At 71.6% G+C, this 17,531-nt stretch carries 18 protein-coding genes; 11 read left to right on the top strand and 7 right to left on the bottom strand.

From position 1 onward, the window contains the following. The 3 genes from F2B26_RS03715 to F2B26_RS03705 form a co-directional block, all read right to left on the bottom strand. The coding region (locus F2B26_RS03715) for a ferrochelatase (protein ID WP_159806567.1) at positions 1-998 on the bottom strand (998 nt) is incomplete at its 3' end. Positions 999-1,103: 105 nt separating this feature from the next. Beyond that, on the bottom strand, positions 1,104-1,619 hold the full coding sequence (locus F2B26_RS03710) for a flavodoxin domain-containing protein (protein WP_159806565.1): 516 nt from the start codon (positions 1,617-1,619) through the stop codon (positions 1,104-1,106). 219 nt (positions 1,620-1,838) lie between these two features. Continuing rightward, on the bottom strand, positions 1,839-2,276 hold the full coding sequence (locus F2B26_RS03705) for a MarR family winged helix-turn-helix transcriptional regulator (RefSeq protein ID WP_159806563.1): 438 nt from the start codon (positions 2,274-2,276) through the stop codon (positions 1,839-1,841). A 64-nt stretch (positions 2,277-2,340) separates the two neighbouring features. On the opposite strand from F2B26_RS03705, the gene F2B26_RS03700 reads away from it, so the two are divergent. The 4 genes from F2B26_RS03700 (at position 2,341) to ppk2 (ending at position 4,821) form a co-directional block, all read left to right on the top strand. Further along, positions 2,341-2,901 (top strand): NYN domain-containing protein, encoded by a 561-nt coding sequence (locus F2B26_RS03700; protein WP_159806561.1) that lies wholly within the window; start codon positions 2,341-2,343, stop codon positions 2,899-2,901. Beyond that, positions 2,898-3,440 (top strand): DUF1697 domain-containing protein, encoded by a 543-nt coding sequence (locus tag F2B26_RS03695; RefSeq protein WP_159806559.1) that lies wholly within the window; start codon positions 2,898-2,900, stop codon positions 3,438-3,440. Before F2B26_RS03700 ends, F2B26_RS03695 begins: the two co-directional genes overlap by 4 nt. A gap of 36 nt (positions 3,441-3,476) precedes the next feature. Continuing rightward, complete coding sequence (locus tag F2B26_RS03690) at positions 3,477-3,917, top strand: HIT family protein (protein WP_159806557.1); 441 nt, start codon at positions 3,477-3,479, stop codon at positions 3,915-3,917. A gap of 64 nt (positions 3,918-3,981) precedes the next feature. Beyond that, entirely contained in the window at positions 3,982-4,821 is an 840-nt protein-coding gene (gene ppk2 / locus F2B26_RS03685) for a polyphosphate kinase 2 (RefSeq protein WP_159806555.1), read from the top strand. 50 nt (positions 4,822-4,871) lie between these two features. Here ppk2 and F2B26_RS03680 read toward each other — a convergent pair whose 3' ends face one another. After that, on the bottom strand, positions 4,872-5,678 hold the full coding sequence (locus F2B26_RS03680; protein ID WP_159806553.1) for an SDR family NAD(P)-dependent oxidoreductase: 807 nt from the start codon (positions 5,676-5,678) through the stop codon (positions 4,872-4,874). 143 nt (positions 5,679-5,821) lie between these two features. Between F2B26_RS03680 and F2B26_RS03675 the strand changes: the two genes are divergently transcribed. The 7 genes from F2B26_RS03675 to F2B26_RS03645 all read left to right on the top strand — a co-directional run bounded on the left by F2B26_RS03675 (position 5,822) and on the right by F2B26_RS03645 (position 15,719). Further along, entirely contained in the window at positions 5,822-6,838 is a 1,017-nt protein-coding gene (locus F2B26_RS03675) for a LacI family DNA-binding transcriptional regulator (protein ID WP_159806551.1), read from the top strand. Between the two features lie 57 nt (positions 6,839-6,895). Beyond that, positions 6,896-8,209 (top strand): ABC transporter substrate-binding protein, encoded by a 1,314-nt coding sequence (locus tag F2B26_RS03670; RefSeq protein WP_159806549.1) that lies wholly within the window; start codon positions 6,896-6,898, stop codon positions 8,207-8,209. Positions 8,210-8,290: 81 nt separating this feature from the next. Continuing rightward, positions 8,291-9,220, top strand: a complete 930-nt coding sequence (locus F2B26_RS03665) for a carbohydrate ABC transporter permease (protein ID WP_159806547.1) — start codon at positions 8,291-8,293, stop codon at positions 9,218-9,220. Position 9,221: 1 nt separating this feature from the next. Continuing rightward, entirely contained in the window at positions 9,222-10,103 is an 882-nt protein-coding gene (locus F2B26_RS03660) for a carbohydrate ABC transporter permease (protein WP_159806545.1), read from the top strand. 33 nt (positions 10,104-10,136) lie between these two features. After that, positions 10,137-12,407 carry an alpha-xylosidase gene (yicI, locus tag F2B26_RS03655; RefSeq protein WP_159806543.1) on the top strand — a complete coding sequence of 757 codons (2,271 nt, stop codon included), beginning with the start codon at positions 10,137-10,139 and terminating at the stop codon, positions 12,405-12,407. Positions 12,408-12,624: 217 nt separating this feature from the next. Next, the gene (locus F2B26_RS03650; protein WP_159806541.1) at positions 12,625-13,611 is read left to right on the top strand and encodes a DUF4349 domain-containing protein; all 987 of its coding nucleotides are present in this window, start codon (positions 12,625-12,627) and stop codon (positions 13,609-13,611) included. Positions 13,612-13,802: 191 nt separating this feature from the next. Next, positions 13,803-15,719, top strand: a complete 1,917-nt coding sequence (locus F2B26_RS03645) for a DUF4914 family protein (protein WP_235929481.1) — start codon at positions 13,803-13,805, stop codon at positions 15,717-15,719. Positions 15,720-15,782: 63 nt separating this feature from the next. Here the strand turns inward: F2B26_RS03645 and F2B26_RS03640 are convergent, their stop codons facing one another. The 3 genes from F2B26_RS03640 to F2B26_RS03630 form a co-directional block, all read right to left on the bottom strand. Further along, complete coding sequence (locus F2B26_RS03640; protein WP_159806539.1) at positions 15,783-16,175, bottom strand: phage holin family protein; 393 nt, start codon at positions 16,173-16,175, stop codon at positions 15,783-15,785. A gap of 69 nt (positions 16,176-16,244) precedes the next feature. After that, entirely contained in the window at positions 16,245-16,514 is a 270-nt protein-coding gene (locus F2B26_RS03635; RefSeq protein ID WP_159806537.1) for an HPr family phosphocarrier protein, read from the bottom strand. 118 nt (positions 16,515-16,632) lie between these two features. Beyond that, positions 16,633-17,328: a histidine phosphatase family protein gene (locus tag F2B26_RS03630; protein ID WP_159806535.1), complete on the bottom strand. Its 696-nt coding sequence runs from the start codon at positions 17,326-17,328 to the stop codon at positions 16,633-16,635. Between the last annotated feature and the right edge of the window lie 203 nt (positions 17,329-17,531).

The raw sequence follows: 17,531 nt of genomic DNA, 5'->3' as shown, positions 1-17,531 counted from the left end.
ACGGGCGGGGCCACCGGTCGCCCGGCCGCCCGGTCCCGTTCGGCGGCGGCCCGCTCGAGCAGCAGGTCGACGAGCCCGCGGACGAAGGTCGGGTGCGTCCCGGCGGTGGCCGCACGCACGAGCTGCATGCCGAGCCCGGCCGCGGTGTCGGCGGCCTCGGTGTCCAGGTCGTGCACGACCTCCATGTGGTCGGACACGAAGCCGATCGGCGACAGCACGACGGCCCGCACCCCGGCGGCGGCCAGCGCCTCGAGGTGGGTGTTGACGTCGGGCTCGAGCCACGGCTGCGACGGCGGGCCCGACCGTGAGCAGTACGCCAGGTCCCAGTCGAGCACCCGGCCCAGCCGCTCACCGGCCTGCGCCGCGACAACGGCGGCCACGTCCAGGTGCTGCTCCACGTAGCCGGGGCCGTCGACCGTGGAGGCCTCCTGCATCGCGTCCGGGATCGAGTGCGTGACGAACACGAGCCGGGCCTGCTCCGGAGCCTGCGCGAAGGCGGCGACCACCGCCTCGACGTTCGCCTCGACGAAGCCGGGGTGGTCGAAGTAGGCGCGCACCTTGTCCAGCTCGACGGGACGGTCGACGAGCGCCGCGGCGAAGTCCTCCCGGTACTGCCGGCACCCCGAGTAGGAGGCGTACGCGCTGGTCACGAGGGCGAGCACGCGGGTGGCACCGGCCGCGAGCGCCTCGTCGAGGGCGCGGGCGGTGAACGGCTCGGCGTTCCGGTTGCCCCAGACCACCGGCACCGGGATGCCCCGCCGGTCGAGCTCGGCCGCCAGCGCGGCCCGCAGCGCACGGTTCTGGGCGTTGATCGGGCTGATGCCGCCGCGCGCGTAGTAGTGCTCGGCGACCATCTCGAGCCGCTCGTCCGGGATCCGCGCCCCGGCCGTCACCCGGCGCAGGTAGGGCATCACCTCCTCGGGCCCCTCGGGGCCGCCGAACGAGGCGAGCAGGACGGCGTCGTAGGGCGCGAGCAGGTGCGGCACGCGGTCGATCATGGCATCGGGCCGACGCCTGACCTGCCCTGGGACGACGTGACGTTGTCCCGACGCGCTGTCAGGTCGAGCCGGCAACCTCGGGGCCCGAGGGGCCCTGCCGGGCGCTCAGGCGGTCGCGCGGGCCCGTTCGACGCGGACCTGCTCGAGCTCGTCGGCGATGGTGCTGGCCCAGCGCTCGATGGCGCTGAAGTCGCGGTGGTCGCCCTCGCGGTTGAGCACCCCAGCGGCGGCCACCCGCTCGGCGAAGCTCAGCCCGGCGCGCTCCAGACGACCGCGGAACAGCCGGTTGTCGCGGGCCCCGAGGCGTTCGCCGAGCGCGGCCAGCTCGGACGTGGTCCGGGCACCGCTCGTCGGCGAGGCGAGGCCCGAGGCGAACAGCCACAGCGGGCGGGCCGCAAGCTCCGTGCCGAGCCGCTCGACCAGGTCCCGCGCATCGGGCAGCAGGCTCGTCAGGTAGACAGCCGAGCCGACGACGGCGGCGTCGTACCCGGCCAGGGTGCTCACCTGGGCCGGCTCCTGCAGGTCCGCGCGGTGGCCCCGGGCGGCGAGCACCGAGGTGATGGCGGCGCCGATCTCCCAGGTCGCCCCATGCCGGGACGCGACGGCGACCAGCACGTTCATCGGGTCGCCCCCTTCGCAGAACCTCTGAGCCGCACCGATGGACCGGTGGGCCGACGCCCATCGTCTCCGGTGCGGTATGTCCGATTCCTAGGTCGGAAGTCCCAGGCGGCGGTCTCGGCTACGTGGTTCCACCGGAGGCCACGACCCGGCCCCCGCAGCCAGGAACCAAGGTCCTGCCGGGGCGCGCGGCGGCACACCCGTCCCATGACGACGGCCATCTCAGGCCGCCCGCAGCTTGTCGCACAGCCGTTGCAGCTCGGCGAGCTCGTCGGCCTCCAGCGCACTGCCGACGTGCTCGCCGATCGACCGGGCGTGGCGACGTCCGACGTCGCGCTGCACCGCGAGGCCCTCGTCGGTGAGCCGCACGGCCACCCCCCGGGCGTCGTCCGGCACCGGTTCCTTGCTGACCAGAGCTGCGGCAGCGAGCCGGTCGACGATCCGCGACAGGCTCGGCTGCGGCAGGTAGGTGGCCTCGGCGAGGTCTCGCAGCCGCGCGGTGCGGTCCTCGAAACCGGTGAGCGTGTAGAGCACGTCGTACTCGCGCAGCGTGAGGTCGCCCCACACCTCCTCGCGTTCGAACCTGCGCAGCAGCTTGCTCTGCGCCGCGAACAGCGCCTCCCAGGCGGCCACCGCCGCCCGCACGTCCACCGCAGCCATCACGATCCTCCGTCCAGCACCCGCACAGTCTGGCCGACGACGGGCGCCTCGATACGCTGGCAGCATGAGCGACGGCGCGGCACGGACCACCTACCTGCTCGTCGACGGCGAGAACCTCGACGCGACGCTGGGGTCCTCCATCCTCGGCGGGCGGCCGACCCCGGACCAGCGGCCTCGCTGGGAGCGGGTGCTCGCGTTCGCCGAGCAGGTCTGGTCCCAGCCGGTCCGGCCGCTCTTCTTCCTCAACGCCTCCTCCGGCTTCATGCCGATGTCGTTCGTGCAGGCCCTGCTGGCGATCGGCTTCACCCCGGTGCCGCTGTCCGGCGAGGCGCACGAGAAGGTCGTCGACATCGGCATCAAGCGGATGCTCGACGCGATCGCCGAACGCGGTGGTGACGTGCTGCTCGGCAGCCACGACGGCGACTTCGCACCGGAGCTGGAGCGGCTCGTCGCCGACGACCGCCAGGTCGGTCTGCTGGCGTTCCGGGAGTTCACCAGCTCCGCGCTCACCGCGCTCGACCTCTCGGTGTACGACCTGGAGCACGACGTCGGCGCGTTCAACGTCCAGCTCCCGCGGCTGCGGATCATCCCGCTGGCCGAGTTCGACCCGCTGCGCTACCTGTGACCGTCGCGGTCGCCCTCGTGCGGGCCGTCAACGTCGGCGGCCGCACGTTGCGCTCGGCCGACCTGCGCGCGGTGGCCGGCAGCCTGGGCTGCACCGCGGTGACCACGTACCTGGCGAGCGGGAACCTGGTCGCGGTCACCGACCGCGAACCGCCCGCGCTGGCCGCGGCGCTGGAGGCCGCACTCACGGACCTCACCGGGTTCGAGGTGCGGGTGGTCGCCCGCGACCTGGCGGCCTGGGACGCGGCGGTCGCGCGGCTGCCCTACCCCGAGCAAGCGGCGGCCACCCCGTCGAAGGTCGCACTCGTGGCGTTCGACGGCCCGGTGCCACCCGACGCCGTCGTCGATCCGGCAAGGGTCGACGCCGAGCAGGTGACGTGGTCCGGCCAGGAGGCCTACGTCTGGTACCCCGACGGGCAGGGTCGCAGCCGGCTCACGCTCGACGTGCTGTCGCGGGCCGCCGGCCGCACGGGCACCGCACGCAACTGGTCGACGGTGCTCGCCCTGGCCGCCCTCGGCCATGAACGCGCGGGCGGGTAGCCGTGACCGCCGTGGCGACTGGGTAGCGTGGCCACCATGGCAACCGTCTTCGAGCTCATCATCGCCGGCGACCTGCCGGGCCGGTTCGTCTGGGCCGACGAGCAGTGCGTCGCATTCCTCACCATCGCGCCGATCAGCGCCGGGCACACGCTCGTGGTCCCCCGGGAGCCGGTCGCACGGTTCACCGACGCACCGGCCGACCTGCTCACCCACCTCACCGCCGTGACGGCCGAGATCGGCCGCGCGCAGGAGGCCGCCTGGCCCACGAGCCGGGCCGCCGTCGTCGTCGCCGGGTTCGAGGTGCCGCACCTGCACCTGCACGTGCTGCCCGCGTGGGGCGAGGGCGAGCTCACGTTCGCCAACGCACGCTCCGACGTGCCGCCGGCCGAGCTCGACGAGGCCGGTGAGCGACTGCGCGCGGCGCTGCGGCAGGCCGGCGCGCCGGTGCCCGCGGCGCTCACCTCACCCGTGCTCTGACCCCACCGGGACCCACCCCCTGGCCTGCAGCGACGCCGCCGCCCCGGCGGAGTACCGTCCCGGCATGGGCAAGCACAAGGCAGGGTCTCGTCCGCCGAAGATCTCGAACTCCGTCTACGAGGCGGAGCTGTTCCGGCTGCAGTCCGAGCTCGTCAAGCTGCAGCGCTGGACCACCGCCACCGGCGCCCGGGTGGTCGTGATCTTCGAGGGCCGCGACGCCGCGGGCAAGGGCGGTGCGATCAAGCGGATCACCGAGTACCTGTCGCCCCGCATCGCCCGCATCGCCGCGCTGCCGGCCCCGACCGAGCGCGAGCGCACCCAGTGGTACTTCCAGCGCTACGTCGAGCACCTGCCGAGCGCCGGCGAGATCGTGCTGTTCGACCGGTCCTGGTACAACCGCGCCGGTGTCGAGAAGGTGATGGGTTTCTGCACCCCGGCGGAGTACGCGCTGTTCATGCGGCAGGCCCCGATCTTCGAGCAGATGCTCCTCGAGGACGGGATCCTGCTGCGCAAGTACTGGTTCTCGGTCTCCGACGACGAGCAGCTGCGCCGGTTCAGGTCCCGGCTCAAGGACCCGGTGCGCCAGTGGAAGCTGTCGCCGATGGACCTGGAGTCCATCAAGCGCTGGGAAGACTACTCCCGCGCCAAGGACGAGATGATGGTGCACACCGACACCCCGACCAGCCCGTGGTACGTCGTGGAGTCGGACGTGAAGAAGCACGCGCGGCTCAACATGATCTCGCACCTGCTGTCGACCATCCCGTACACCCCGGTGGACCCGACGCCCATCGACCTGCCGAAGCGCCCGCCGCAGTCGAGCGGCTACGTGCGCCCGCCGCGCGAGCTGTCGACCTACGTGCCGGACCACGTCGCCCAGCTCATGGGCGACCCCGAGTCGGGCTGAGGAGTCGGGGCGCCTCGGGCTCCGGACCCCGAGGCCCGGAGCTCTCGGCCTCAGGCCACCGGGTCGTCGGGTCCGACCCCGACGAGGCGCAGCGTGCGCGCGTCGGCGGCCACGATCGCCGCCGCCCGCGCCCGCAGCCAGTCGACCGTGTCGACGCCGGCGCGCACGAACCGGCCAGACAGCTCGTCGAGCTCGCCGTCGCCGAAGGCCCGCACGAGCTCACCGACGTCGGCCGGGTCGGTCCACTGGGTGCGGTCGGCGTGCACCGGCATCCCTGAGGTCATCGAGGTGGCCACGACGCCGGGCGCCAGGTCGAGCACCCGCAGCCCGGCGGCCCGGTACTGCCGGTCGAGCTGGGTGGTGAACCGGGCGAGCGCACCCTTGCTGATCGCGTAGCCGGTGTAGGCGTCCTGCGGCCGGTGCCCGGAGCCGGAGTTGATGTTGAGCACGCGCCCCGACCCGCGGGCGAGCATCGCGGGCAGCACGGCGTGGGTGACGACGAGCGGGCCGCGCACGTTGGTCTCGATGACGCGCCAGGTGTCGTCCAGGTCGGTGCCGACGAAGTCGGCCTCGTCGTGCTCGATCACGCCCGCGTTGTTGACGAGCAGGCCGATCCCGTCCAGGTGCTGCTCGGCCTGCGCGACAGCGGTGCGCACCGCGGGTGCGTCGAGCACGTCGACGGCGAGCACGAGCGCGTCCGAGCCGTGCGCGGCCAGGCTCGCGGCGACGTCCTCGAGGTGGGCGCGGGTGCGTCCGAGCAGGGCGAGGCGGTAGCCAGCCCGGGCCAGATGGGCCGCGACGGCGGCACCGATCCCCCGGCCGGCACCGGTGACCAGGGCGGTGCGTGGTGGCTGCATGCCCCCATCGTGCCTGGTCGTCGGACACGGTTCGGTCACGGCGCGCTGCGGTGGCCCGTCGCCGGTTGACGGCGTCGGCGAGCGCGCCCATACTCTGTCGAAGCGCTTCGTCGAAGCGCTTCGACCTCAATGGGGAGCTCGCGATGGCGACGATGCAGGACGTGGCGAACCTCGCCGGGGTGTCGCTGTCGACCGTGTCCTACACGCTCACCGGCAAGCGCCCCGTCTCCGCCGCGACCCGCGCCCGCATCGAGGCCGCGATGGCCGAGCTCGGCTTCCGCAGGCACGCCGCGGCCCGGGCGCTGGCGGCCCGCCGCACCCACGTCCTCGCCCTCGCCTACCCCACCTACGGCGTCGCACTGGGCGCCACCCTCAACGACATCGTGCGCGGCGCCGTCGAGGCCGCCCGCGAGTCCGGGTACGAGCTCGTGCTGTGGCCGGTCGACAGCACCGAGCCCGAGGTGCTGCGCGAGCTCGCCGGCCAACGCACCGCCGACGGCGTGCTGCTCATGGAGGTCGCGCTCGACGACCCCCGCATCGAGGCCGTCGAGTCCGTCGGCGTGCCGTGCGCCATGATCGGGCGCACCCAGGACCCCGGCGACCGGGTCTGGGTCGACATCGACTTCGAGGACGCGCTCACCCAGGCCGTCGAGCACCTCTGGGGCCTCGGCCACCGCTCGATCGCCTTCCTCAACCGGTCGCAGGCCCAGCTCGACACGCACTACGGCCCCGCGGTGCGAGCGCGCGACGCCTACGTCGCGGCCATGACGGAGCACGGGCTCGACCCGCTCACCGTGGCCTGCGACGTCACCCCGCCGGCCGGCCGCCGGGTCGGCACCGAGCTGCTCGCCAGCCACCGGGACCTCACCGCGCTCATCGTGATGAACGAGCTCGCCCTGTTCGGGGTCGCCTCCGCGCTGCGCGAGGCCGACCTGCAGGTACCCCGCGACTTCTCGGTGCTCGCGGTCGCCATCGCCGAGGACATCTCGCAGATGTACGACCGCCCGCTGAGCTTCCTCGCCGCACCCGGCCCCGACCAGGGCCGGCTCGCGGTGCGCGGTCTGCTCGACCTCATCGAGGGCCGCACCACCACCGGCGGCACCAACCTGCGGTGCGCCCTGCACCCCCAGTCCACCACCGGACCGGTCCCGGTCCCCTGAGTCTTCCCCGCCCCGCACCCGCGACTCGCCGACGAGCCGCCCGAAGGAAGGAATCCGATGAAGAGTTCCACCCGCACCTCAGCGATCGCGGTCTCCGCGTTGCTGGCCCTCTCCCTGGCCGCGTGCTCCTCAGGCGGCGGATCGTCGTCCACGTCGACGTCGAGCGGGCCGACGACCCTCACGTTCTGGCACTACGAGGGCGACGACTCCGCGATGAACCTGTCGTGGAAGGCCGCCATCGACCAGTTCCAGACCGAGCACCCGAACGTGACCGTCAAGGTCGAGAAGCAGACGTTCGAGCAGCTGCAGAAGAACGCCAAGATCGTGCTGGCCGGCCAGGACGTGCCGGACGTCATGGAGTACAACAAGGGCAACGGCACCGCCGGTCAGCTCGCCTCCCAGGGGCTGCTCACCGACCTGACGGACTACTCCACGAAGTACGGCTGGGACACCACCCTGCCGTCCTCGCTGCAGACCACGGCCAAGTACGACGAGAACGGCCTCATGGGCTCGGGCAACTGGTACGGCGTCCCGACCTACGGCGAGTACGTCACCGTCTACTACAACAAGGACATGTTCGCCGCGAACGGCATCCCCGTCCCGACGACCAAGGCCGAGCTCACCTCCGCGATGGACGCGTTCGTCGCCAAGGGCATCACCCCGGTCGCCACGGCCGGCGCCGAGTACCCGCTGGGCCAGCTGTGGTACCAGCTCGTGCTGTCGCACGCCGACCGGTCGTTCGTCGACAACTTCCAGCTGTTCAAGAACGACGTCTCCTGGACCTCCGGCCCGCTCGCGCAGGGCACCCAGGACCTCGCCGACTGGGTGAGCAAGGGCTACGTCTCGAAGGACGCCTCCGGCCTCAAGGCCGAGGACATGGGCACCTCGTTCATCGCAGGCACCTACCCGATCATGGTCTCCGGCTCGTGGTGGTTCGGCCGGCTCAACACCGAGGTCAAGTTCTCGATGGGCCAGATGCTGTTCCCGGGCAACTCCCTCAACGCCGGCTCGTCCGGCAACCTGCTGGTCATCCCGAGCAACTCCAAGCAGCACGACCTCGCCGCCGAGTTCATCAACACCGCGCTCGGTGCCAAGGCCCAGGACGTCATGGCGCAGAAGGGCGGCCTGCCCGTCGCCGCTGACACCAGCTCGATCACCGACCCGCAGGTCAAGACCCTCACCGACAACTGGGGCACGGTCGTGAAGGACGACGGCCTGGCCTTCTACCCCGACTGGCCGGTCGCGGGCTTCTACGACCAGGTCGTCAGCTTCGGTCAGACGATCATCAACGGGTCGAAGTCGCCGACGGACGCCCTGTCCGCCCTCGGCACGTACTACGAGTCCGGCAAGAAGGACATCACCGGCAAGTAGTGACCGCAGGTGTGCGGGGCCCCGCCGTGGGGCGGGGCCCCGCACACCCCCACCCTTCGACGAACCGAGCAGGTGATCGAGATGGCGGTGCAGACCGTCGCGCTCCACCGCCGCCGATCGCGGCGCGTCTACTGGCTCTACCTGATCCCCGGCGCCGTGGCGCTCACGGTGATCATCCTCATCCCCTTCGCGCTCAACCTCTGGTACTCCCTCCACAAGTGGAAGGGCGGCCTCGCACCCAAGATCTGGGTCGGGCTGGACAACTACACCGCGCTCATGCACGACCAGGCGTTCTGGCACTCGTTCCAGAACTCGCTGTGGATGATCCTGGCGATGGTCGTCCTGCCGACGGTCATCGGCCTCGTGCTCGCCGCGGTGCTCTTCGACTACATCGGCAAGCACATCGGCTCACGCACCGCCTCGTTCCTGCGGGCCACCTACTACCTGCCGCAGATCCTGCCCGTCGCCATCGCCGGCATCGTGTGGAACTGGATCTTCAACGCCGAGACCGGCGCGCTCAACCAGATCCTGCGCAGCCTGGGGGTCACCGACCCACCCAACTGGCTCGGCAACCCGGACCTGGCGCTGCCTGCGGTCATGCTCGTGCTGGTCTGGATCCAGATCGGCTACCCGACGGTCATCTTCATGTCCGCGCTGCAGCGGGTGGATCCCGAGCTGTACGAGGCCGCCGAGCTGGACGGCGCCGGCTGGTTCCGCCGGTTCCGCGCCATCACCATCCCGCAGATCAAGCCGGAGACCTTCGTCATCACGCTGACCTGCACCATCGCGGCGCTCAAGGTGTTCGCCCCGATCTACGTGCTGACCCGGGGCGGGCCGGAGAGCTCGACGCTCGTGCCGAGCTACTACTCGTTCCTCAACTTCTTCGACAAGTCCAAGGTCGGCTACGGCGCGGCCGTCGCGACCGTCCTCACCCTCGTGATCATCGTCGTGGCCCTCGTCATCCAGCTGCTGCAGGCCCGCTCGGAGCGGCGCGAACAGGAAGGCGTCTGACATGACCTCGACCACGCTCACCGCCGCCGCGCCCGTCGTCGGGCAGCCGAAGGACCGGCACCACCGCGGCGTGCTCCGCTGGTTCGTCCTGGCCGGCGCCGCGATCGTCGCGGTGCTCATGCTCGCGCCGTTCATCCTCATGGTGATCAACGCCTTCAAGGACCCGGCGCAGTACTCCTCCGGCGGCCCGCTCACGCTGCCGACCTCGCTCTACACCGACGGCCTCGTCAAGTTCTGGAACGCCGTGGACTTCCCGGTCAAGCTCTGGAACTCGATCTGGACGTCCGGCGCCGTCGCCGTGCTGGGCACCGCACTGTCGCTGCTCACCGCCTACGCCATCGGCATCGGGCGCGTGCGCGGGCGGATGTGGATCGTGATGGCGTTCCTGCTGGCCAACATGCTGCCGCAGGAGGTCCTGCTCTACCCGCTCTACACGATGGCTCAGCAGGTCGGGCTCAACAACTCCGGCTGGTCGATCGTCATCATCTTCACCGTCATCCAGTCGGCGTTCGGCACCTACCTGCTCGCCTCGGTGCTGGGCACCTTCCCGCCAGCGCTGCTCGAGGCGGCGGCCCTCGACGGGGCGAACTCCTGGACGATCCTGTGGAAGGTCGTCTTCCCGATCGTGCGCCCGACGCTGTCGGTCCTCATGATCTTCTTCTTCATCTGGACCTGGAACGAGTTCTTCATCCCGCTGGTCATGCTCACCACACCCGGTTCGCAGACCGTGCCCATCGCCCTGGCCTCGTTGCAGGGCGACCGCATGCTCGACGTGCCCACGCTCAACGCCGGCGCCCTGGTCTCCCTGGTCCCGACCTTGATCTTCTTCCTCATCTTCCAGCGCACGCTCACCCGTGGGGTGACCGCCGGCGCCGTGAAGTAGCCGTCCGACCGATCTCAGAAGGGCTCTCGCACCATGAAGTTCTCCGACGGCTACTGGCAGCTGCCAGACGGCTACACCGTGCTGCGCGCGACCGAGGTCCGCGACATCGTCGCCGACCCGGCGGCGGGCACCCTCACGGTGTTCGCCACCACCCACCAGATCCGCGGACGCGGCGACACCCTCAACGCCCCGCTGCTCACGGTCACCTACTCCTCCCCCGCCCCCGGTGTGGTGCGGACCCGGATCGCGCACCACGACGGCGGGCTGCCGCCGCACCCCCGGTTCGAGCTGACCGGCGACGCGGGCTTCACCGCGACCGTCGAGGCCGACGGCGAGGGCGGCCGGCTCACCGCCGGCGACCTGGAGGTGAGCGTCCGGCTGGGGCTGGGCTGGCACGTCGAGTTCCGCTCGGCCGGCCGGCTGCTCACCGCGAGCACGTCGCGCTCCGTGGCCGCGGTCACCGACGACGCGGGCCGGGACTTCGTGCACGAACAGCTGACGATCACCCCGGGCGAGCTCATCTACGGGCTCGGCGAGCGCTTCGGGCCAGTGGTCAAGAACGGGCAGAGCGTCGACATCTGGAACCTGGACGGCGGCACCTCGAGCGAGCAGGCGTACAAGAACATCCCGTTCTTCCTCAGCTCGCGCGGCTACGGCGTGCTCGTCGACCACCCCGGCAAGGTCTCCTTCGAGATCGGCTCCGAGGCGGTCGAGCGCACCCAGTTCTCCGTGCCCGGCCAGGTGCTGGAGTACCTGGTCATCGACGGCCCGAGCGCCAAGGACGTGCTGCGCCGCTACACCGCACTGTCCGGCCGCGCCCCGAAGGTGCCGGCCTGGTCCTTCGGCCTGTGGCTCACCACGTCGTTCACCACGTCGTACGACGAGGCGACGGTCACGTCGTTCGTCGACGGGATGGCCGAGCGCGACCTGCCGCTGTCGGTGTTCCACTTCGACTGCTTCTGGATGCGCGAGTTCCACTGGACCGACTTCGTGTGGGACCCGGCGACCTTCCCGGACCCGGCGGGCATGCTCGCCCGGCTCAAGGCCAAGGGCCTGAAGATCTGCGTCTGGATCAACCCGTACATCGCCCAGCGCTCACGGCTGTTCACCGAGGGCAAGGAGAAGGGCTACCTGGTGCGCCGGCCCGACGGGTCGGTGTGGCAGTGGGACCTGTGGCAGGCCGGGATGGCGCTCGTCGACTTCACCAACCCGGCGGCGTGCGACTGGTACGCCGGGTACCTGCGTGAGCTGCTCGCCATGGGCGTCGACTGCTTCAAGACGGACTTCGGCGAGCGCATCCCGTCGACCGACGTCGTCTACCACGACGGCGGCGACGTCGAGCGGATGCACAACTACTACACGCACCTGTACAACCGGACGGTCTTCGAGACGCTCAAGGACGTCAAGGGCGAGGGCGAGGCCGTGCTGTTCGCCCGGTCCGCCACGGCCGGCGGCCAGCAGTTCCCGGTGCACTGGGGCGGTGACAACGACTCGACCTTCGCCTCGATGGCCGAGACGCTGCGCGGCGGGCTGTCCCTCGGGCTGTCCGGGTTCGGCTTCTGGAGCCACGACATCGGCGGTTTCGAGGGCACGCCGGACCCGCTGGTGTTCAAGCGCTGGCTGGCCTTCGGGATGCTGTCCTCGCACTCGCGGCTGCACGGCTCGGGCTCGGTGCGGGTGCCGTGGGCGTTCGACGAGGAGGCCGTCGACATCACGCGGACGTTCACCCATCTCAAGCACCGGCTCATGCCGTACCTGGCACGGGTCGCGGACGAGGCGCACACCGACGGCACCCCCGTGCTGCGGCACATGCTGCTGGAGTTCGGTGACGACCGGTCGGCGCTGTCCGCCGAGACCCAGTACATGCTGGGCGACTCCCTGCTCGTGGCCCCGGTGCTCGACGCCGACGGCGAGGTGGACGTCTACGTGCCGGAGGGCACCTGGACGTCGCTGCTCGACGGGTCGACCCTCACCGGGCCGCGCTGGGTGCACCAGGTGCACGCCACCGACTCGTTGCCGGTGCTCGTGCGGCCGGGCACGGTGCTGCCGCTGGGCGCGCAGACCTCGCGGCCGGACTACGACTGGGCCGACGGCGTCACCCTCACCGCGTTCGGCCTGGCCGACGGCGACGTGCGGCAGGTGCTGGTGCCCGGTCGCGAGGGCCGGGCCGACGCCCGGTTCACGGTGCGCCGCACCGGCGACCGGTTGCGTGCCGAGGGCCCGGCCGCGACGGCCTGGTCGCTCGCGACCGGCGACCGTGCCGTGCCTGCGGCCGACGGGGTCGCCGAGCTCGACCTGGTCTGATCGGCCGCCGACACGCCCAGCCGGTACGTCCGGCCTGCTCACCGGCCTGCTCACCCCTGCGGTGAGCGGGCAGGTGGACGGGTGTCTCCTGGTCGCACGCCACGTGACCGGATCGTTCCCAGGCTGCCGCCGGCACGTGACGCAAGGTCGGTGCCTTCCCTGACACAGTCAGGGCACAGGGGTCGGGAGTCGGTGACCCCCGCGCGAAGGGGGCGTCATGACGGGACGGACGAGATCCACGGGCCACCACCGGGTGCGGCTGGTGGCACTGCTGGCCGGTGCACTCGTGCTGGTCGCCGGGTGCTCGGCAGCGGGCGGTACCGCCGACTCCGGCTCGGACGGTGGTGCTGCAGCCGGCTCCGGCTCGGTCGCCGGTGGCCAGGGTGCGGCAGCCCAGTCCGACCAGGACGCGGGCACCACCGGCGACGGCGCCACCTCCGGGACCGCGGCGGACCGCCAGGTCATCACGACGGGCACCCTCACCCTCGTCACCGAGCACCCGACGAGCACCGTCACGGACGTGGTCACGCTCGTCGAGAAGGCAGGCGGGCGCGTCGACGCCCGTACCGAGCAGGCCGGTTCGGCCGACGACCCGGGCTCCGCGACGCTCACCGTCCGCGTCCCGTCGACCCAGGTGAGCGCCGTCATCGACGCCCTCCGCGGGCTCGGCACGGTCTCGACCCTCGCGCTCAGCACGAACGACGTGACGGCCGCGGCGCAGGACCTCGACGCCCGGATCAAGGCACAGCAGGTGTCGGTGGCCCGGATGGAGGACGTGCTGGCCCACGCCACCACGACGGCCGACATCATGGCCGCCGAGGAAGCGGTGCGGCAGCGCCAGTCCGACCTGGAGGCGATGGTCTCCGAGCGCACCCGGATGGCCGACCAGGTGGCGCTGTCGACCCTCACCCTCACGCTCACCGCGCCACCGGCGCCCGCCGCCGACGACGACTCTGGCCCGAGCTCGTTCCCGTCGGCGCTGGCCACCGGCTGGCACTCGCTCGTCTCGACGTTGGGCGAGCTCGCCCTGGTGCTGGGGGTGCTGCTGCCCTGGCTGGTGTTCCTCGCCCTGATCGCCACGCCGCTCGTGCTGCTCGGCCGGCGACGGTCCCGGCGGCGCGCCGCTCAGGCCGCGCCCGCCCCGGCGCCGGTGGCCGCAGGGACGCCGCCGCCGGCCCCGCCGGTGAGCCCGTTCTCGCTCTGACCGGCGCCGACGGGGCGCACCATCGGCACGTGGGTCGCCACCGACGAGGACAGGGCATTGGTCCCCCCGACTCGTCCCATGCCTGAATAAACTCCAGGTCACGGGCTCGTTGTCCCCGTCGGGGATGCCGGGTCGCAGCGGACGCCTGTCGGTGCCCGTCCCCGCGCCGCCCGTGTGGAAGGAGACCACCCGTGAGCTCGCCCACGACCGCAGCCGACATCCTCGGCCGTCTCACCCTCGCCCCCGAGGTCGCCGAGGTGCTGTCCTCGAGTCCTCGCCTCGTCGTCCCGACGTCCCGGGCCGAGCTGTACGCACTGGCCCTCGGACCCGACGGCGGGCCCACCTTCGAGGTCACCTACGACGTCAACGGCTCCCCGGTCACCGAGGCCGTCGTCACGCGCTGCAAGAACGGCGTCGCGGTGAACTACCCCGAGGACTACATGCGCCGGCGCGACCCCGACTGCATGCGTATCGCCGACGACCTGCCGACGGACAAGCCCCGCTACGCCGACGTCTACGGCGCCCCGTTCGAGCCCGTGCGCCGAGAGACGCTCGCGTGGCTGGGCACCCAGGAGCTCGTCGTCGTGCCGTTCAAGGCGGGCGGCCCGGACCACGGCTACCCGTCGCTGGCGATCGTGCCGCTCAACGCGGCGTTCTTCGCCCTCACGCTCGTCGACCTGCAGGGCTGGGTGACGTTCGACGAGATCGGGCCGTTCACACCACGCTCGATCCTCTACCTGGCCCCGCCGTTCCGGCAGACGCACTTCGAGGGCCGCCAGGTCGTCGTGCACAACCGCACGAAGACGCTGCACGAGGTGTTCGCCTACAACGTCTACCCCGGCCCGAGCGCCAAGAAGGGCGTCTTCTCGGTGCTGCTCGACATCGGGCAGCAGGAGAGCTGGCTGACGCTGCACGCCTCGAGCGTGCGGGTCACGACGCCGTACGAGAACGACACCGTGATCATGCACGAGGGCGCCTCCGGCGGCGGCAAGTCCGAGATGTGCCAGGAGATCCGGCGCGAGGACGACGGCCGCATCCTCGTGGGCGTCAACGTGGTGCGCGACGAGCCGTACCACATCACCCTCGGCGAGGTCTGCTCGCTGTCGCCGGTGACCGACGACATGACGCTGTGCCACCCGTCGGTGCAGCGCAACCGAGGCCGCCTGGTCGTCACGGACGCCGAGGCCGGCTGGTTCGTGCGGGTCGACGGCCTCACCGAGTACGGGGCCGACCCGGCCTTCGAGCGGGCCGTCATCAACCCGCCGGAGCCGCTGCTGTTCCTCTCGCTCAACGGCCAGCCCGACTCCACCTGCCTGCCGTGGGACCACACCCTGGACTCCAACGGCAAGCCGTGCCCGAACCCGCGCGTGGTGATCCCCCGCCGGTTCATCCGGCACGTGGTCTCCGAGCCGCGCGAGGTCGACGTGCGCACCTTCGGCGTCCGGATGCCGCTGTGCACCAAGGAGAACCCGACCTACGGGATCATGGGCATGTTCCACGTCATCCCGCCGTCGTTGGCGTGGCTGTGGCGGCTCATCGCACCGCGCGGTGACAAGAACCCGTCGATCGGCGAGTCGAAGTCCGACAAGGCGAAGATCGCCAAGGGCGGTCTGGTGTCCGAGGGCGTCGGCTCGTTCTGGCCGTTCTCCACCGGCACCAAGGTCGGCGGCGCCAACCTCGCGCTCGACCAGATCGTGGCGCACAACCGCACCCGGTACGTGCTCGTGCCCAACCAGCACATCGGCGCCTACAAGGTCGGTTTCGCCGCCGAGTGGCTCACCCGGGAGTACCTGGCCCGCCGCGGTGGCGGCCGGATCTACCGCGACCAGCTCGTGCCGGCACGCTGCGCACTGTTCGGCTACCGGCCCACCGAGATCAAGCTCGACGGGCAGCAGATCCGCCCGACGCTGCTGCAGCCGGAGTACCAGGAGCAGGTCGGGGTGGCCGCCTACGACGCGGGCGCGAGCATCCTCACCGACTTCTTCAAGAGCGAGCTCGTGCAGTACCTCACGCCCGACCTGGACCCGCTGGGCCGCTCGATCATCGAGGCCTGCCTGGCCGATGCGGACGTCGAGGAGTACGACCGGCTCACGCCGCTGTACGTCTGAGCACCGACCGGCGGTGGTCGGGTGATCCCTCACCCGGCCATCGCCGGGACCGGCAGCGGCGGATCAGGCGTCGCTACGCCCGCCCAGCTTCTGCTTGAGCACGAACGCCGGCAGCAGGAACGTCGCCAGCGCCGTGACCAGCCACACGACGAGGCTGGCGAGCAGCCACGTGCTCACCCCGCTGATGGTCAGACCGCCGCCGATGAGCGTGGCGAGCAGAAGTGCGACGAACGTGGACAGCAGCCCGATCCCGCCGAGGAACGCCGGGGCGTACCGCTTGGCCATCGTCGCGATGAACGGCGCGAGCACGCTCTGGGCGAGGGCGAACACGACGACAGCGACGATCAGCCCCTGCGGGTGCAGGGCGAACCGGGGCCGCAGCACGAGCCAGGCCACCAGCAGGCCGAGAGCCGAGGAGCCGAGAAAGACCGCTGTCCGCAGCAGGAGTCGCACCATGTTCGGAAGGGTAGGGGCATCGGCGCGCGGGCGCTGCACGGCACCCCGCAGCGCCCGGCCGGGTGACGCCTACTGCGCGTCGAGGTCCCGGGCGAGCAGGTCGGCCAGGTCGGCCAGGGCCGCTCCGGCGGCCTCGTCGGGCGCCGAGAGCACCACCTGGTCGCCCTGCTTGAGCCCGAGCGACATCACCATGAGGACGCTGGCGGCCGGGACCGCCGGTCCTCCCTCGCGTGCGATCGAGACCTCGTGGCCGGCCGCCGCAGCAGCCTGGGTGAACAGCGCCGCCGGACGGGCGTGCAGCCCGCTGGCGGAGCCGATGGTCGCGACACGTTCGGGCATGGCGGTCCTCTCCTCGACCCGGGGGCAAAGAAAAAGACCTGGCGCACACAGCGCCAGGTCTTGCCCACCAGGTGGTCACAATCCTGCACCCCGGTTCTACCCGCCGGTGCCGGTGGCGTCAAACCGCGCCCGGCCCCGCGGGCTCGGTCTGACCGTCCGGGCGGCCGAGCGTGCCGTGCGCGAGCGGCTGCCCCGGCACCGCCCGACCCGACGGGTCCCAGCCGAAGCGCACCAGCTCAAGACCGCCGTCGCCGCTGGTCAGCACGGTGACGCTGGCGTTCGGCAGCGAGGTCGGCGGTTCGAGGCCCTGCTGGGTCAGATGCGTGAGCAGCGTCACGCCGTGGCTGACGACGAGCACCGCACCGCCGTCGGGGTGCGCCGCCGCGACCCGGGCGAAGGCCCGGCCCACCCGCCGCAGGTAGACGTCGGACGGCTCCCCGCCCGGCAACGTCTGCCCGCGCCCGGTGCGCACGCCGGTGAACAGGGTCTGCGGGTCGACGACGGCCCACAGCTCGGGTTCGGGGCGCGCCTCGTAGTCGCCGAAGCTGAACTCCATGAGGTCCTCGTCCGAGGTGAGCGGCACCTGGGGGTGGAACTGCAGGATCTCGGCGGCCGTGGCGGCCGCACGGCCCGACGGGCTGGTCCACGCCGAGACGAACGGGACGTCCGCCAACGCCTGCGCCGTCGCCCGCACCCCGGCCAGGCCCTCCTGCGTCAGCTCGGAGTCGCACCAGCCCTGCAGCCGGACCTCGTCGTTGTACCGGGTGCGGCCATGGCGGACGAGGTACCAGGTGAGGGGACGAGGGGCGGACACGTCGACCGATGCTAGACGTCCGCGAGGGCTTTACATGACCTGGACGACGGGCTAGTTTGCGTGCGGGACGCCTACGCGCGCCCCGCGTGACTCTGGGATTGTTACTGCGGTTCAGGCAAGACCCGAGCTCCGACGACTGGTCCATCTGTGGTGGGCGTCGTCCGTGAGCTTGGGTCTTTTTTGTTGCCCGTGGGCATTCCCCT

It is taken from the genome of Cellulomonas citrea, from assembly GCF_009829685.1.
GTDB classification, from domain to species: domain Bacteria; phylum Actinomycetota; class Actinomycetes; order Actinomycetales; family Cellulomonadaceae; genus Cellulomonas; species Cellulomonas citrea.
Note: the sequence above shows the minus strand (reverse complement) of the source record. Positions and strands in the feature narration are given on the sequence as shown.

Bases quoted from the DNA above. Each gene is read 5' to 3' on its own strand.
- F2B26_RS03710 (WP_159806565.1), bottom strand. From the start codon at position 1,619: ATGAACGTGCTGGTCGCCGTCGCGTCCCGGCATGGGGCGACCTGGGAG.
- ppk2 (WP_159806555.1), top strand. From the start codon at position 3,982: ATGGGCAAGCACAAGGCAGGGTCTCGTCCGCCGAAGATCTCGAACTCC.
- F2B26_RS03700 (WP_159806561.1), top strand. From the start codon at position 2,341: ATGAGCGACGGCGCGGCACGGACCACCTACCTGCTCGTCGACGGCGAG.
- F2B26_RS03650 (WP_159806541.1), top strand. From the start codon at position 12,625: ATGACGGGACGGACGAGATCCACGGGCCACCACCGGGTGCGGCTGGTG.
- F2B26_RS03670 (WP_159806549.1), top strand. From the start codon at position 6,896: ATGAAGAGTTCCACCCGCACCTCAGCGATCGCGGTCTCCGCGTTGCTG.
- F2B26_RS03640 (WP_159806539.1), bottom strand. From the start codon at position 16,175: ATGGTGCGACTCCTGCTGCGGACAGCGGTCTTTCTCGGCTCCTCGGCT.
- F2B26_RS03690 (WP_159806557.1), top strand. From the start codon at position 3,477: ATGGCAACCGTCTTCGAGCTCATCATCGCCGGCGACCTGCCGGGCCGG.
- F2B26_RS03660 (WP_159806545.1), top strand. From the start codon at position 9,222: ATGACCTCGACCACGCTCACCGCCGCCGCGCCCGTCGTCGGGCAGCCG.
- F2B26_RS03705 (WP_159806563.1), bottom strand. From the start codon at position 2,276: ATGGCTGCGGTGGACGTGCGGGCGGCGGTGGCCGCCTGGGAGGCGCTG.
- F2B26_RS03675 (WP_159806551.1), top strand. From the start codon at position 5,822: ATGGCGACGATGCAGGACGTGGCGAACCTCGCCGGGGTGTCGCTGTCG.
- F2B26_RS03665 (WP_159806547.1), top strand. From the start codon at position 8,291: ATGGCGGTGCAGACCGTCGCGCTCCACCGCCGCCGATCGCGGCGCGTC.
- F2B26_RS03635 (WP_159806537.1), bottom strand. From the start codon at position 16,514: ATGCCCGAACGTGTCGCGACCATCGGCTCCGCCAGCGGGCTGCACGCC.
- F2B26_RS03680 (WP_159806553.1), bottom strand. From the start codon at position 5,678: ATGCAGCCACCACGCACCGCCCTGGTCACCGGTGCCGGCCGGGGGATC.
- yicI (WP_159806543.1), top strand. From the start codon at position 10,137: ATGAAGTTCTCCGACGGCTACTGGCAGCTGCCAGACGGCTACACCGTG.